General features: G+C 70.6%; 6 protein-coding genes. 1 reads left to right on the forward strand and 5 read right to left on the reverse strand.

Annotation, left to right across the window (positions count from 1 at the left end; translation table 11 throughout):
• Positions 1-15: 15 nt before the first annotated feature.
• The 4 genes from ACZ4V1_RS29660 to ACZ4V1_RS29675 all read right to left on the reverse strand — a co-directional run bounded on the left by ACZ4V1_RS29660 (position 16) and on the right by ACZ4V1_RS29675 (position 14,539).
• Positions 16-10,902 carry an amino acid adenylation domain-containing protein gene (locus ACZ4V1_RS29660; RefSeq protein WP_468342001.1) on the reverse strand — a complete coding sequence of 3,629 codons (10,887 nt, stop codon included), beginning with the start codon at positions 10,900-10,902 and terminating at the stop codon, positions 16-18.
• The gene (locus ACZ4V1_RS29665) at positions 10,862-12,169 is read right to left on the reverse strand and encodes an MFS transporter (RefSeq protein ID WP_468342004.1); all 1,308 of its coding nucleotides are present in this window, start codon (positions 12,167-12,169) and stop codon (positions 10,862-10,864) included. The genes ACZ4V1_RS29660 and ACZ4V1_RS29665 overlap by 41 nt, the downstream gene beginning before the upstream one ends.
• 1,033 nt (positions 12,170-13,202) lie before the next feature.
• Positions 13,203-13,688, reverse strand: a complete 486-nt coding sequence (locus ACZ4V1_RS29670) for a GNAT family N-acetyltransferase (RefSeq protein WP_468342030.1) — start codon at positions 13,686-13,688, stop codon at positions 13,203-13,205.
• 482 nt (positions 13,689-14,170) lie between these two features.
• Positions 14,171-14,539 carry a VOC family protein gene (locus ACZ4V1_RS29675; protein ID WP_468342007.1) on the reverse strand — a complete coding sequence of 123 codons (369 nt, stop codon included), beginning with the start codon at positions 14,537-14,539 and terminating at the stop codon, positions 14,171-14,173.
• Between the two features lie 62 nt (positions 14,540-14,601).
• Between ACZ4V1_RS29675 and ACZ4V1_RS29680 the strand changes: the two genes are divergently transcribed.
• Positions 14,602-15,060 (forward strand): MarR family winged helix-turn-helix transcriptional regulator, encoded by a 459-nt coding sequence (locus tag ACZ4V1_RS29680; protein WP_468342009.1) that lies wholly within the window; start codon positions 14,602-14,604, stop codon positions 15,058-15,060.
• Between the two features lie 443 nt (positions 15,061-15,503).
• Here the strand turns inward: ACZ4V1_RS29680 and ACZ4V1_RS29685 are convergent, their stop codons facing one another.
• Positions 15,504-16,277: an aminotransferase class IV gene (locus ACZ4V1_RS29685; RefSeq protein ID WP_468342012.1), complete on the reverse strand. Its 774-nt coding sequence runs from the start codon at positions 16,275-16,277 to the stop codon at positions 15,504-15,506.
• Positions 16,278-16,500 lie beyond the last annotated feature (223 nt).

Raw genomic sequence — 16,500 nt, forward strand, 5'->3', positions numbered from 1 at the left:
TGCGACGCAAAGTGATCACGCCGGCCGGGGGTCAGGCCCTTGTCCGGCTGTGAGACGTAGCAGGTTTCGCAGGGGACGCCAGTCGTTCTCCGCAGCGTCCCGCAGAACTTCGGTGAAGTTCCGGCCCCATGCCTCAATCGTCGTCTGCTCGAACAGATCAGTGGAGTACTCGAAGGTGACGGTCATGGTGCCGTCCCCGGGCGCCAGCACCACGTAGAGCTCGTTCCGTGCCACGCCCGACGTGGGAAGACCGCGTACCGTGGCTGTCACCGATCGCAGGTCCAGGGCCGGTGTCGGTGTGGTGACCACGGTGAACAGCACGGTGGGGAACAGTGAGTCGGCGGTCCCGGGCGAAACGAGCTCCGCCACCTGGCTCAGCGGCAGGTCCTGGTGGTCGAGCACGGTGAAGAGGGTCGAGCCCAGTTGCGTCACAAGGTCGGCGAAGGTCTCGGCCTCGCCGATCCGGGCGCGCAGCAGGACGGCGTCTCCCAGCAGCCCGACCACGTCAGACCGCTCACGCAGCATGCGGTTCGCGCTGGACGCCGCCAGCACCACATCGTCAGGCCGGCCGCACAGTCCGGCCGCCCAGGTGGCGAACGCCGCGGCCAGCACGGAGTACGGAGTCGTCCCCAGGCGGCCCGCCGTCTCCACGATCCGACCGGGCGTGTCTCCGTCGATGGTCCAGGTGTGCAGGGCGCCCCGGCCGGACAACGTCTCAGGCCGCGGCCGGTCGCAGGGAAGCTCCAAACGCAGCCGCGCATCGTGGAGTTCGGTGCGCCAGAATCGCTCGAGTTCCGCCCTGCGCTTGTCGTCCAGGGAGTGTTCCGCCCGTGCGCAGTCCGTGAACTGGGCTGCCGGGGGTGCCGGCGGGGCTTCGGTGCCGTTGCGCCGTGAGTTGTAGAGCTCCTGCAGTTCATGCCAGATGACGCCCATGGACCAGCCGTCGCAGATCGCGTGGTGGAACACGGTCACCAACACCCATCGATCGGGGCCGAGCCGTGCCAGCCGGAAGCGGAACAGCGGTGCGCGGTCCATCGCGAACGCGCGGGACGCGTGGTCCAGACACCACCGCTCGACGGACCCGGCATCCTCTCCGTGTTCGGTGAGATCGGTGACCGGCAGGTCCACGGGCACGTCGGCCAGTACCTCGACGACGTACTGGCCGTCGGGCCGTGCAGCCCTGCTGCGCAGAGCGTGGTGGCGTCGCACCAGGTCTTCCAGGGCACGCGTCAGGGTTCCGTGATCCAGGTCGCCGTGCAGGTCGACTCGGTGGGCGATGTTGTAGACACCGGGGTCGGCACGCTCGTGGTGCCGGTGCCAGAGCCGGCGCAGAGTGGAGGTCATCGGTACCGTGCCCACCACCTCACCCGAGGCGGTGACGGTTTCGGACACCTCGGGCGCGAACCGTTCCCAGAGTGCCGCGACGCCACGGATGGTCGGGGCCCGGAAGAAGTCGGCCATGGACACCTCGACGTTCAGGTGCTCCGCCATCCGGTTCAGCAGCCTTATGGCGCTCAGGGAGTGGCCGCCGAGTTCGAAGAAGGACCGGGTCACCGGCACCTGGGACGAACCGAATTCGTCGCACCACAGCTCGTGCAGGGACTTCTCCAGCCGAGTGGCCGGTTCCGTGTCCTCCTGCACGGTCTCGTCATCCGGCACGGGGCCGGCTTCGGGCAGCCTCCCGCGGTCCAGCTTGCCGGACGCGTTGACCGGGAGCCGTTCCAGGCGCACCCAGCGGCGCGGCACCATGTGGTCCGGAAGTTCCGCGGCGAGCGCGGTGCGCAGTCGACGGACGTCGTCCGACAGCGCCGCGGGGACCACGTAGGCCACGACCTCCATCTCACCGTGCCGGTCGAGGCGGGGCACGACAGCCGCGTCCCGGACTCCGGCAAGCGCGGTCAGCGCCCTGAGGATCTCGGCGGGTTCGACCCGGTGACCCCGGATCTTGACCTGGTCGTCGGCGCGGCCGCAGAACTGGAGCGAGCCGTCGGTGCGCCATCGCCCGAGGTCACCCGTCCGGAAAAGCACCGATCCCGCGGCGTCGTCAAGGAAGGCCGCGGCCGTCTCCGCGGGCCGGGCGTGATAGCCGTGTGCGACCGGGGCACCGCCCACATGGATCTCGCCGACCACGCCCACCGGCACCTCACGCCCTGCGCCGTCCCGCAGGCGGATCCGCGCCCCCGGCACCGGGGTACCGATCGGCGGCCACTCCTCCCCGCAAGGGTCCACACGGTGCGAGGTGACGATGACGGAGGTCTCCGTGGGACCGTACTGGTTGTACAGGACACACTGCGAGTGCGCGGCGAGGAACCGACGGAACGCGTCGGTGAGCCGCAGTGCCTCGCCCGCCGAGAACAGCTCACGCAGAGAAGGCAGTTCGGGGCCGGTCTCGATCAGGTACCTCAGCGGCGTAAAGGGCATGAACACCCGCTGCACGTCGTGGCGGCGTACCGCATCGGCGACGGCCGCCGGATCGTACCGCTCCTCGTCGTCGATCAGCACGAGCGCGGCTCCGGAGGCCAGCGTGGTGAAGATCTCCTGCACGCTGACATCGAACGCAGGCGAGGTCCACTGCAGGGTGCGCAGGGCGGGATGCCGTGCCACGTGCCCGCGGACGAGGTTGACCGGTCCGCGGTGGGGCACGACGACTCCCTTGGGATGACCGGTCGAGCCCGAGGTGTAGATGCAGTACGCCGGGTCCTCCGGCCGCGCTCCGTCGTCCAGGACGTCGTCCGCTCCGTCCGAGTCGCCGGCGTCCTCCACCAGGTGTACGGGCCGCCGGGCGGCGAGCTCCGGCTGCCCGGCGAGGAGGGCATCGGACGTCAGCAGCAGCACGGGTCCGCCGTCGTCGAGGAGGGCGGCGAGTCGCGGGGTGGGCACGGACGGGTCCAGGGGCAGATACGCGGCGCCGCTCTTGAGTACTCCCAGCAGCGCGGTGATCAGCTGCGTCCCGCGGGGCAGCAGTACCGCCACGCGCTCTCCGCGCCTCGCGCCCCTGGCACGCAGTTGCCGGGCGAGACTCTCCGCCCGGGCGCCCAACTCCCCGTAACTGAGCCTTTCTGCACCGCTCACCAGCGCGACGGCGTCCGGAGTGCGTCGCGCCTGCTGTTCGAAGAGCCCGTGCAGGGTGTCCTCGGTGCCGGGCAGTGGCGCGTCCCGGTGTCCCATCCGTACCAGGGCCGTCCGGTCGGTACCGGTGACCGTGGTCAGTTCGCGCAACGGCGCGCCGGGGGCGTCGAGGGCACGGCGCAGTGTCTGCTCGACGTAGTCCACGAAGCGGCGCACCGTGCTCTCGTCGAACAGGGCCGTGTCGTACTCGACCATGAACCGCACACCGTCACGGTGGTGCGTGAGGTACACGCTGAGGTCGAAGGGGGCGCGTTCGCTCGGCACATCCAGCAGCGCCGCCGTCAGCCGGGGCGGGTCGAACTCCACCTCACCCTCGTTCTCGTACTCCACCAGCACCTGGAAGAGCGGATTGCGGCTCGGATCCCGGCGGGGGTTCAGCGTGCCGACCAACTCGTCGAAGGGGACCGCGCGGTGTTCGTACGCCGACGTGCTGGTCTCCCGCACCCGGTGCAGCAGCGTCGGGAAGTCCGGGTCACCGGACAGGTCGAGGCGCAGGGCCACGGTATCGAGGAACAGGCCGACGCGGTGCTCGGCACCGGAGGGCCTGGCGGCGACCGCGGTGCCGAGCACCACCTCCTCCTGTCCGCTGAACCGGCCGAGCACCGCCGCGATGGCACTGGTCAGCGTCATGAAGACCGTGACGCGGTGTCCGGCGGCGAACGCCCGCAGCCTGGCTACGAGTTCCGCGTCCAGCGCGTGGGTGAGGCTCGCGCCCGCCCCCGACCTGACCGGCGGGCGGGGCCGGTCCGTGGGCAGCGAGAGTTCCGGGGCGCCACTGAGCTCGCGCCGCCAGAAGTCGAGGGACGCGGCGACCTCCGCGGGATCTGGTTCACCGGCCGCGGGCGCCTTGGCCGAGGGTGGCGGTTCAGTGTCGCCGTGCGGCCAGGAGCGGTAGCAGGCAGCCAGGTCGCGGGCCAGCACCGCTGTGGAAGACGAATCGAAGACCATGTGATGGGCCAGCAGAAAGAGCAGGTGCCGCTCCTCCGACAGGCGCAGCAGCCGGGCCGAGACCAGCGGACCGGCGCTCAGGTCGAAGATCCGGCGCCCCTCGGTCTCCAGGACCGCGCGCAGCGCCTCCTCCTCCGATGCCCCGCTGTGGTCGTCGATCGGGCAGTCGAGGCGCGCCTGGGGACGGATCTCCTGGTACGGAATGCCGTCGGTGTCCGGGAACACGGTCCGCAGTGCCGGATGCCGGTCCGCGACCCGTTGCAGCGCCCACCGCAGCGCCGGCACGTTCAGAGGGCCGTCCAGCCGGATCGCCTTGGGCTCGTGGTACATGCTGGTCCCGGGGTGCAGTTGCTCCAGGAACCAGATGCGGCGCTGGGCGGGTGACAGGGGCAGCCGCTCCGGCACAAGCTCCGCTCGGCGCCGGACCGTCGGCTGCTCACGACGCCGGACCCGGTCAAGAGCGGGCAGGGCGGCCAGCACCTTCTCCTTCGGCACGCCGAAGTCCACGAAGCAGGCGATCTCGTCCGCGCCGGCGTCCACGAGCCGGGCGACCGTCTCGGCGGCCGTGTGCTCGTCACCGATCAGCGCGCGCGAGTCGCAGTAGCGTTCGTAGGCGCGCCCGAGCAGGAAGTCCACGTCGTCCTCGGAGCTGTTGTCGAGGTCGACGTCGAAGCCGAGGCTGTTGGTGACCTGGTCGAAGAGCGACAGCGAGGAGCGCAGGTAGGACACGAAGGGCCGGTACGCCTCGGTCCGCGCCCGCTCGGCGTCCTCGCCGAGGTAGGTGTGCACCAGCACCACCACCCGGCCCGCCGCGGGGTCGAGTCCGTGCTCGGCGCGCGTGCGCCGGTACAGGGCGATGTTCTCCGCCAGCTGTTCGACGGTCTGCGTCATCAGGTTGGTCACCACACCCAGGTCGTGGGCGGCGGCCTGACGGTAGCTGTCCGGGTTGCCCACCACGGCGACGTACATGGGCGGCCGGTTCTGCACGGGGCGGGGGTGCAGCCGTATCTCGGCGGGTTCGCCGTCGCCCGCGGTCACCGTGACCGGCTGCCCCGACCAGAGCTGCCGAACGGTCGCCAGCTGCTCGTACATCACTTCGCGGTGCCTGCCGAAGTTCTCCGGAGCGAGCGCGAAGTCGGTGGCGTGCCAGCCGCTCGCGAAGCACACGCCCGCTCTGCCGCCGGAGATGTTGTCGACCACCGACCACTCCTCGGCGACCCGTATCGGGTGGTGCAGCGGCAGCACCACGGAACCCGCGTGCAGCCGGATGCGGCTGGTCCTGGCCGCTAGCGCGGCGGCGAGCACGGAGGGGTTGGGGAAGAGCGCCCCGAAGGAGTTGAAGTGCCGCTCCGGGAACCACAGGGCGTGAAACCCGTGCCGGTCGGCGAAGTCCCCGGCATCCATGATCAGCGCGTACTTGTCGCGCTCGGCGTCCTCGGGGTAGTCGCCGAAGAAGTACAGGCTGAAGTCACATCCGGGCGCAGGGGCCGGTGGGCGGTGTGCGGCGGGCGCGAGTTCGGGCTCCGGCGTGGCCTTCGGCGGTACGGGGACGGTGGCCGAGGCCCGCCGTGCCGGGGCCGGGGTGGCCGCGGCGGCGGAGGGAGCGGACGTGAGCGCGTCGAGCTGGCGGGAGATCACCCCGGTCACCTGGTCCACGAGGTGCTCGGCCAGCCTCAGTTGCTGTGCGAACAGGTCATGGTGCGCCCCGGAACCTTCCGGCTCCGGCTCTGGTTCCCGTGGCGACCGCCGCGTGGCGGCGGGCGTCTGCGCCTCGTAGGGTTCCGCGGACGGGGCTTCGGCCGTGCCGCCCCGAAGCGACGCCAGGTGTCCGGCGAGTCTGCGCGGGGTGTCGGCCGAGGAGAACAGCTCCCTGACGGGTACGCGTACGCCGTACCGGTGCTCCAGTTCCGTCGTCATGCCCATCAGGGACAGGGAGTCCGCGCCCAGCGCGAAGAACGAGCTGTCGGGTGCGACGTCCGCCGTCTCGCAGCCGAGTTTGCCGGCCGTCAGCTCCCGTACCACATCGAGTAGTTCGCCCGGGACGACAGACTCCGCGCGGGTGGCCGGCTGTGATCGCGGGGGGTCTGGAACCTGTGACGGCGGGGTGGCTCGGGGAGTCACCCCGCGCCGGCGCAGGGGATGACCGGGCAGCGGCACCCTGCCTCCCGCTCCGGTGATGGCGCGCCAGTCAAGCTCGGCACCCGCCCGGTACAGCGAGCCCAGCGCTGTCAGGAGCCCGCCCACCTGGTCGGCCCGCGTGCCCCGGCCCTGCCCGCTCACCCAGCGGCTGCCGGGAACACAGTGCCGGCCGAGTCCGGTGAGAGTGCCCCCGGCGCTGATCTCCACGAAGTCCTCGAACCCGTGCCCCGCCGCGGCCGCCATGACCAGATCGAAGCGGACCGGCCGGCGCGCCTGGTCGCAGAGGTAGTCCGCGTCGACGGTCCAGCCCGCCGGGCGGAACTCGCCGTCAGCCGCGGTGACCAACGGGACGTGCAACGGCTTGTACGTCACGCGCTCCGCGTGCGAACGGAAGTCACGCAGCGCCGGCTCGACCGCGGCCGAGTGGAACGCCCGGTCGACGGCGAGCTCCCGCCATCGCAGCCCCTCCCGGTCCAGCAGGCGCATCGTCTCCTCCACGACCTGCCGCGCGCCGGAGAGCACCTGGGCGCGCGACCCGTTGACTGCGGCCAGTTCGGCTCCGGTGGCCTGCGCGATGCGCTGCGCGACCGCCGTGTCGGCACGGACCGCCAGCATGCCGCCGGGCGGACAGAGGGTGTGCATCAGCCTGCCGCGCCAGGCGGTGAGCCGCAGCCCCTGGTCGAGGGTCAGGGCGCCGCCCGCGTACAGGGCCGCGTACTCGCCGACGCTGTGTCCGAACAGCAGCTCTGGGCGGACGCCGGCGGCGCGCCACACCTCGGTCAGAGCCGACTGGTGCGCGAAGAGGGCAGCCTGGGCCGTCTCGGTGGACGGCATGTCACCTTCGGCGGCGGACTGGTCCGACTCGTCGAGCAGGAGCGGGAGCAGGGTGCCGCCGAACTCGTCGGCGTAGAGCTCCTCGCACTGGTCGAGCGTGCGCCGGGCCGCGGGATACGCGGCGTAGAGACCGCTCGCCATGCCGCGGCGGGCGCTGCCCTGTCCGGAGAAGGCGAACGCGAGCGGGCCGAGCGGACCGGGCGGTGCCGTCTCCCCTTGCAGGGCGCGGGCGATTTCCTCGGCCGTGCGGCCGACGGCCGCGCTCCGTGCCGGGCGGTGCGGCCTGCCGAGGGCCATGGTGGCCGCGATGTCGCCGGCCGCGAGTCCGGGCCGCCGCAGCAGCCGGTCGCGGAGCCGTTCGGTCAGTTCGCCCAGAGCCTGTGCGTCACGGGCGGAAACCGGAACGAGTACGGGTATGTCCTCGTCGGCCGCCGGGAGCGCTGTCGGCGCGGGAGGCTCTTCCAGCACCACGTGGGCGTTGGTGCCGCCGACCCCGAGGGCGCTGACCCCGGCCCGCCGTGGCAGACCGTGCGGTGACGGCCACGGCCGCAGCTCGGTGCTCAGCGTCAACGGGCCGTTTGCCATCGAGAGTTCGGGGTTGGGGCGGGTCAGATGCAAGGTCGGCACCAGCGTCCGGTGGCGCAGCATGAGGACCGTCTTGATCAGCCCGGCCATTCCGGCGCAACTGTCGAGGTGGCCGATGTTCGGCTTCACCGAACCGACGGTGCAGAAGGCAGTGCGACGTGTGCCTTCGCCAAGGGCCCGGCTCAGTGCTTCGAACTCGATCGGATCGCCGAGCCTGGTACCGGTCCCGTGCGCTTCCACGTACGAGATCGTCTCCGCGGGGACAGCCGCCGTGCGCAGCGCCCGGCGTACGACCTCCACTTGACCGGCGACACCGGGGGCGCTGAAGCTCACCTTTTCCGCACCGTCGTTGTTGACCGCGGAGCCCAGAATCACCGCGTGCACGGTGTCACCGTCGGCCAGTGCCCGGTCGAGTCGCTTCAGCAGGACTGCGGCCACGCCGTTGCCGCCGACGGTCCCGTCGGCGTTCGCGTCGAAGGCCCGGCAGCGTCCGGTGGGCGACAGGATGGAGCCGGGGTGGCTGCGGTAGCCCGTCTCCTGGGGGAGGTGCACAGCGGCGGCGCCCGCCAGCGCCAGGTCCGCATCACCGCTCAGCAGGGCCCGGACCGCGAGGTGCACGGCGACCAGCGAGGTGGAGCAGGCCGTCTGCACGCCGATGGCGGGGCCGGTGAGCCCGAGCCGGTAGGCGACTCGGGAGGCGAGGAAGTCCGGCTGCTGCCCGACGGCGGCCTGCATGCCGGTGGCGGGGTCGTTCCCGTCGTACGGGGCGCCTGGCGCCGACGGTTGCTGGTGGTCGTAGAGGTTCATGCCCGAACCCGCGAACACTGCGATGCTGGTGCCCGGTTCGGCCGCGGCGTAGCCGCCGTCCTCCAGTGCCTCGTGGCAGCACTCCAGGAACAGCCGGTGCGCGGGGTGCGTGAGCTCGGCCTCCTTGGGGCTCATCCCGAAGAAGTCCGGGTCGAAGGCGTCGACACCGTCGAGGACCCCGGCGACGGGCACCAAGTCGGGTGCGCGCCGCTGCTCCGTGGAGAGCCCCGCCGCCACGAGCTCCTCCTCGTCGAAGACACGGACGCTGTCCACGCCGTCCCGCAGGTTGGACCAGAACCGTTCCACCGTGTCCGCACCCGGAAAGCGAACGGAGAGCCCGACGACCGCGATGCGGTGGTCGGCCATGTCCGTGCTGCCCGTGCTATCCGTGCTGTCCATGCTGTCCGTGCTGTCCGTGCTGTCCGTGGTGCCGACGGCTTCGGCGGCTTCGGCGGCTTCGGCGGCTTCGGCACCGGCGTAGCCGGGCGTCGTCGATGTCCCGGCAGCTTCGGCCACGTGCGCGGCGAGCGCGGCTGCCGTGGGATGTTCGAAGAACGCGGTTTGCGCGATCGTCGTCGCGAACCGCGACTCGAGACGCGCCCGAAGCCGAACCAGGAGCACAGACGTCAGGCCCTGTTCGTAGAACGGCGCGTCCACCTCCACCGGGCTGCCCAGTACGGCGGACATCTCCTCTCGCACCGCCCGCGTCACCTCGTCCAGGTCCCCCATGACGCGCCGCGAGGTGCCCGTCCGCGGCCCGCCGCCGATCAGCCGGTCCCTGAGCTCGCCACGGCGCACCTTGCCCGCGGGAGTCCTCGGGAACTCGCCGTGCGGAACAGGCAGGACATGGGCGGCGGTGAGGCGGAGTCGGGAGAACAGCGCCGCCTTCACTTCCCGTGTGATGCGCGCGTCGTCCGGGGCACCGCGGCTCACGAAGAACACGGCCAACTCCTCCGTGCCGCTGTCCGGGTGGGGAACGCCGCAGGCGGCGACCTCCCCCGGCCGGATGCCGGCGACGGTGGCGGCGGCCTCCTCGACCTCGTGGCAGTGGATGTTGTGCCCGTTGACGATGATCAGATCCTTTCGGCGGCCGGTGATCACGACCTGTCCCCCGTCGAGAAAGGCCAGGTCGCCGGTGTCCAGCCAGTCACGTCCGTCGGGGAAGGCCGCCGCGTCCGCCTCGGGGTCGTTCACGTATCCGGGGGTCAGGCGGGCGGGTGAGTGCACTTGGAGCCGACCGATCCGTCCCTCGGGTGCCGGATCGCCGCCGTCGTCCACAACGCGCAGGGCGACCCCGTGCGCCGGTGCGCCCGCCGCGACGAAGGTGACGCAGTCCCGCTCGGGCGTCTGCTCGTCGGCCCGTACCAGGTCACCGCTCAGGCTGCTCTTGAGCAGGCGGTGTACGGTACCCGGCAGGTCGAGCCGGCCGAACGTGACGGCCGTGACCGTCTCGGCCATACCCCACACCGGAACGATGTGCCCTTCCCGGATCCCGTACGCGGCCGTCGTGTCGAGGAAACGACGCAGTACCGGCAGCACGATCTGCTCGCCCCCGCAGACCAGGGTTTTGACACGGCCGAGTTCCCAGCCGCCCGTCCCCCGCTCCGCGAGTGCGTCCGCGACGAGCTGGTAGGCGAAGGTCGGCGCCCAGCTGTGCTGTGCCCCGTACCGGTCGAGGAGGTCGAGCCAGCGCAGTGGTTCGGCCAGGATCCGTTCGGTCGGGGCATGGACGTTGGTGCACCCGGCGAAGACCGCGAGCAGGTGGTACAGCAGGAAGGCGCCGCTGTGGTCGACCGGGAGCCAGTTCACCATGGTGTCGTCCGGGCGCACGTCCAGGATGCGCCGGCTGCTCGCCGCGAAGTCCGCCAGACCCGCGTGCGTCAGCTGCGCGGCCTTGGGGACACCGGTGCTGCCGGAGGACAGCATCAGCAGCGCGACGTCGGATGGGGCCGACTCGGTGAGCTCGTCCGCGGGACGCCCACCCAGGCAGTCCTGCGCGACGGCAACCCGCACGTGCGGAGCCACCTGCGCCAGCACCGCCGCCCCGGCCGCGTCGCTGAGCACCAGCGGTCGGTCCAGCAACTTGCAGGCGTGCAGCAGGCGTTCCAGTGCCGGGGAGCCCTCGGCGGCGTGCTCCGCGATGGCCACGGGCCGGGCGCCGCCGAGCACACCGGCCCAGAAAGCGGGGAAGAACTCCTCCAGTGGCAGTCCGCAGAGCACCAGCACGTCGCCCGTGCGCAGCCCGCGCTCCCGCAGCCCGGTGAGCAGCCGGCGAGCGCGGGCCAGAAGTTCGGAATACGGCAGCGTGGTGGCGGAACCGTCCGGAGCGACGGTGACCACTCCCGCGTCAGAGCCGGAGCCCGCGGCGCGCAGCAGCGCCTCCACGGCGCTGCGCGGATCGTCCTCGGTGTATTCCGGCTCAGGCCCTCGGCAGTGGGCTTGCCCCCGTACGCGTTCCATGTTCGTCCTCTCCATCTTCTTCACGGGTGGATCCGTCTTCTTCACCGGTGGACGACCGAGACGCAGCCGTGCCGCGGCGGGTGGCGATGACCAGCAGCAGAGCCAGGGCCGCGCAGGCGGCCGTGCTGTGGAAGGCGGCCACGACGGTCAGCGCGGGCAGTACCTCGAGAGCCGCGGCCGCCGCCACCGTGCCCAGTGCGAATCCGGACTGCTCCGCCGTGGCGGACCAGCCGAACAGTCGGCTGCGCTGCCGGTCGGGAGCCGTCTGCAGGCGCGAGGTGTAGATGATCTCGGTGCAGCCGTCGGCGAATCCCGCCGTCGCGGCCGCCACCATCAGTGCCGGGGTGGGCAGTCCGGCGAACGCGGCCACGAAGGCGAGCGACATCAAGCAGGTGCCGACCGCGAACGCGCGCTCCCCCCAAGCTGCCGGGTCCCGCCTGCGTTTGAGCACCTGATGGGCGAGGAGCGTACCCATCGCCCAGGCCACCCAGAACTGGGTCATGAACACCGCCGGGCCGGACGGGGCGGTGGAGTGCGCGACCACGGGCAAGGCCACGTTGTGCGACGCGGAGGCGAGGGCGTCGACGCCTCTGAGCAGGACCATGCCGAGCAGAAGTGCGGGCACACCTGCCATCGCGCACCGTGCCCGGCTGCCGAGCGCCCTGTGGGGCGACGGCTCGGCGCTTCTCCGGTTGTCGGGCACCACGTCCGCCCTCGGGTTTCGGGCTTCGGGCTCGTCCGTACGCGGGCGCAGCACCAGCAGCGCTGTGGCAGACACCATGAAACTCGCGGCGTTGACGGCGAACGCGGCGGTGTAGCCGCCCAGCCCTATGACGGGCGCGGCCGAGGCGAAGCCGAGCACGGTGGCGAAAGACCGCGCCGTGACCAGCAACCCGTTCGCATGAGAGCGGGCGTCCTGGCCGACCATGACCGGAACCGCGCTGCGCAGGGCCACGGTGAAGAGCGTGTTACCCGCGCCCAGGACCACGACCGCGCAGGCGAGCAGCCACAGCGGCAGTCCCGAGACGCACAGCGCCAGCACAGCCATGGCAGCAGCCTGGACAACGTCCGCGCAGAGCATCATGGTCCGACGGGCGACCCTGGCCGACAGCGCCCCCGCGGCGAGCCCGGCCAAAAACCCGGAGAACAGCCGTAACGCCATGACCGCGCCGACACCGAACGCTGTACCCGTGACGTCGTAGGAGAACAGACTCAGCGCGATCAGGTTGAGGTAATTCCCGTAGGCGGACGCGGCGTAGGCGGACACGATTGCCCGGAACCGCCAATCCACACCCCCCACTTGGCCACCTATCGCTACGTCACGCCCGAATTTCCGCTTCTGGTCTGTTCTTGGCCTTCTTGGTCTTGCCCCGGCGCTCGAATCGACGTGCGGCAATTACACCAGCGCCAGTTGCGACGCCTGATCGAGGAAGGGCACGCGGAAGGCCCGTATCGATTCCTTTCAGCAGTTCACACCACGCCATGTCACGCCAACCAGAACGGGTTTCAACGTGGCGCGACCCTGCCGGCACAACTCGCCTTCAGCGGCTGCCGGACAGCCAGGTATTATCGGGCGCTACTCAGCACCTGGCGGACCGAATCAACATACGTCCCCTCGACAACGTGACGTCCGAACAGTCCCCGTTGCAAGATGACAACTACCCACTGAACATGTACGTTTCACCATGCACCCTCACATGAATGAAGGGTGACGGATAAATGCGCAATCGAGCCGGACCGTGAAAGCATTTCACATCCTTCCCCTAAGCCCACAGCGCTTCCACCCTCGACGGTACTGGCGCGACGAGAGCCGAACCGCTCACGCCCCTACACGGTCCTGATGCGGGGCACACCTCACACGCCGCGACGCAAGTTCGATCAACGCGCTGAAGATTAACCCGGCGCCCCGCGCACGGAGCCGAAGAAGCGAAATTTATGGCTGGAATCATCGCCAGCCAAAGATTCAAGGGTTCCTCGACATGCAGACAGTTCAGCCTGGAAAAGCCAGGCTCAAGCGCCTGGCATCCTTGCGGTACCATCAAAATAAGCTTGTCTGACTGAAGGATCGTCGGCGACCAGGACCCTCACGGGGAACGTGTTGCTGGCTGAAACCACTGAAGCTTCTCAGGGGGCCACCGATCGGGTAATGGCCTCGGTACCCGCGGCGGGCAGGACTCCGCGCGTTCGCGGCGTCGAGCGGCCAGGACATCCGCCGGGGCGGGCGCGTACTGGCTGCCCCGGCCTGGCCATCGCGCCGGACGCCACGGTCACCGCTCGGCGTACTGCCGCGCCCCTTCCCGTCAAGCGCGTGGAACCTGGCCGGCAGGCACCTCGAAGACGAGCTCGCGACCGTCCTCCTCATCCCACTGCTCTCCGACCTCGACGAAGCCGAAGCCCGAGATCGTGGCCAGGGATGCCTCGTTGTCGGGGCTGATCGTCGCCCGCACGGTCGTGACCGCGGGTTCGGCTGCCGCCCGGCGAAGCAATTCGATCAGCGTGGACCTGGCGTATCCCTGACGACGGAAGTCGGGAGCGATCGAATAGCCGATCTCGACCATGCCGGCCTCATCGGGCGGTCCGTGGAACCCGGCATGTCCGACGACGAGACCCTTGTCGCCGACGACCGCTTGCCGCACCATCCACCGCGCATGGCCGGGATCGGCGGCCATCTGGTCGAGCCGGAACCGCCAGAGCCACCGTGCTCTGTCGGTCACGAAGTACTCGGTCAGGGATACCCCGGCCGCCCTGCCGGCCGCGGACAGGTCTCCAGCCAGCAACGAGGACATCGCCTCAGCGGACAGCTCGACAAAACGGACACGTTTCGGGCTCCGCGTGAGCGGCCTTTGGTGATCGGCTGCATCTGTCACCTGCCGATGCTCGCTGACCGGCCCGAGAGGTGTCCAATGATTTCGGAGCGGTCCGGCGACCTGGACCGCGTGCGGTGCTCCGACTGCGGCGCCCTCGGCGAAGAAACGGCGCGCGGTCCCGGCAGACGGCTTCGTCGTCCCGGCAGACGGCTTCGACGCCAGGTCGTTGGGCGAGCCAAGCGGCCAGGCCGCCCGCCTCACGGTCCGGCAGGAGATCGATCGGAGCAACACGGCATGGCCGGGAGGCAACTGTCGGCCGACCTGCTTCCGAGCCGGGGCCGTCCAGCCGGCGGAACGTCGTCAGATCAGCAGGGCAGAAGGCGGCATCCCGCACGAGCCCGGGGCGCGACCGCCGACGATCGTCCGGTGGCGTTCGGTGGAGTGTGATGGCGTTTGGTCGATCAAGCGCGGTCGTGGAGCGTGACCTGGTAGCCGTCGGGGTCGGCGAAGGTGAAGGTCCGACCGAAGGGGCCGTCGATCGGTGCGGAGACGATGGTGTGACCGTCGGCGACCAGCGCGTCGTGGATGGCCTGGACGTCGGTGGCGTGGAGCCAGATCGCGGCACCGATACCGGGCTGAGCGACGGATGCGAGGTCGGTGCCGGGAATGACGTCGCGGAGTGCGAACGTGATCGGCTTCGTCTCGAAGACCACGGCGTGCGGAGGTCCGGCCGACGAGCGGACGAGGCCGAGGTACTGCTCGTAGAACGCCTGCGAAGCATCGAGGTCGCGCACTTGGAGCGAGATGAAGTCGGGGCCGATGGCGGGCATGGTGACACTCCTTGTCTACATGTCAGTTTTCTGACACGCTCAACCTATGTCAGAATACTGACATGAGTCAAGAAGGTGTCGGCGTCGACCTGGAGACGTCACTGGGCTACCTGCTCAAAGAAGCGTCGAGCGCCCTCCGCGCGGCCATGGAGGAAGTGCTGCGGCCGCTCGGGATGAGCGTGACGCACTACTCGTGCCTCGAACTGCTGGCGCAACGGCCGGGTTTGTCGAACTCCGAGCTCGCGCGGGGCGCATTCGTGACACGGCAGACGATGAACGTGCTACTGCAGGCCCTGGAACGAGACGGCTGCGTGACCAGGCCTGCGGAGGCACCCGTCGGGAAGGCGCTTCCCACGCGGCTCACACCTCGCGGGAGACGAAGCCTCGAGAAGGCGAGCGCAGCCGTCCGGTCCGTCGAGGCCAGAATGCTGGCCGGCCTGACCGAGACCGAGCAGTCAGACGCGTTCCGGATCCTGCAGAGGATGATCCGTTCCCTGCGCGATGACAACGAGGGTGCATAGCTCGTTCCGCGGCGCACGTCTCGCCGCGCTCGGACACGGAACCAGAGCCACGTGGAAGGGCCGGCCGGCGACCGCACCGTCACGGACCTTCACGTGGATGGGCGCCGGTGAAGGCCACCGGGCAGACCGGGGCGAGAGCCGGCTCTGGCACCCGGCCATGCCCTCCAGCACCTCCTCGACGCCGGTCAGACGCTTCTGCCGCATCTCGATGTTTCCGTGTGCGTGGGTGATCGCGGGCGGCGTTGTGGTGGTCAGGGCGCGGGGGTGTCGCGGACGACCGGCGAACCATGATCCTCACCGGCTCCGAAAGGCCCGCGCCGTCGGCTCGTGACGCCCGCACACACTGCCCTCGCCGGCGGGTTGTGATACAGGCCGGGACCTGAGTCGGAGATGCGTCCGCGCTGTTCACGCGTCCGCGCTGTTCATGCGTCCGCGCTGTTCGATCAGAGCGTGTGGGTGGGCAACGCCCGGTAGCTCTCCGCGAGCCGGGTCATCGCGGGGTGCGAAGCGGGGTACTCCCTGTGGTCGATTCGGGTGATGGGGCGTAGGACGGCGGTGGCGTTCGTGGCGAACGCCGCCTCGCAGTCGTCGAGGTCGGAAAGGCTGATCAGCTCCGTGGGGTCTCCCCCGGCGCGACGCAGGAGTTGCCGGGTCGTGCCGGAGAGGACGTCTCCCCCGGGCCAGACGACCCGGCCCTCTCGCACCAGGCCGATGTTCCAGGTGCCGCCCTCCAGCACTTCGCCGTCGGGTCCCGTGAACAGCACGTCGTCGTAGCCCTCCCGCCGGGCGCGACGGCGGAGCCGGAGAGCGGGCCCCAGAGCGACCGACTTCACCTCGGGCAGGTCACGGCGGTGGACCGCGGTCCGCACCCGCAGGGGCCCGGGGTCCGCCTCCGGAGCCGGCCGTGCCGTGACCAGGATCCGCGGATGGGCGTCCGCGTCGATGGTGGCGAGGTTCAGTGCCGGGTCGAACACGGTGACGCGGACGATCCGGCGGCCGCTCTCCGGTGCGGCCCGGCGGGCCAGGGCGCGCACGCGGTCCGGGTCGAGTGCGGTGTCGAAGAGGAGCCGGCAGTCTCGGATCAGGCGCTGCAGGTGGAGGTCGAGGCCACGTACTCGCCCTTCCTCCACCAACAGGGTCGTGAAGTGGCCGTAATTGGTCAGGGCCAGGGCCGCCAGGGCGTCTTCGCCGGCGGGCCGGCCGTCGAGTTCGATCACGGCCTCACCCTGTCACGCCCGTCATGGCCGGCTCGATGGCCGGCGGTCTGCCGCAGGTGACTCGTGGGGTGGGCAGGTGGCGGATGGGAGTGGCCGGGGTGGGGGGGGGGGGGGGCGCCCCCCCCCCCAAACGGGTTTTTTTTTCCCCTTTGTTCTTCCCCCCCCACCCCTGCTTTCCACTGCCTACCCCTCCGGAACCCCCCCGAGCAGCGGAGGAGGAAAA

Source organism: Streptomyces sp. NPDC028991 (assembly GCF_055564775.1).

What these genes read in the sequence shown, in the direction of transcription:
- ACZ4V1_RS29680 (WP_468342009.1), top strand. Translation starts at nt 14,602, where the DNA reads ATGAGTCAAGAAGGTGTCGGCGTCGACCTGGAGACGTCACTGGGCTAC.
- ACZ4V1_RS29675 (WP_468342007.1), bottom strand. Translation starts at nt 14,539, where the DNA reads ATGCCCGCCATCGGCCCCGACTTCATCTCGCTCCAAGTGCGCGACCTC.
- ACZ4V1_RS29660 (WP_468342001.1), bottom strand. Translation starts at nt 10,902, where the DNA reads ATGGAACGCGTACGGGGGCAAGCCCACTGCCGAGGGCCTGAGCCGGAA.
- ACZ4V1_RS29670 (WP_468342030.1), bottom strand. Translation starts at nt 13,688, where the DNA reads ATGTCCTCGTTGCTGGCTGGAGACCTGTCCGCGGCCGGCAGGGCGGCC.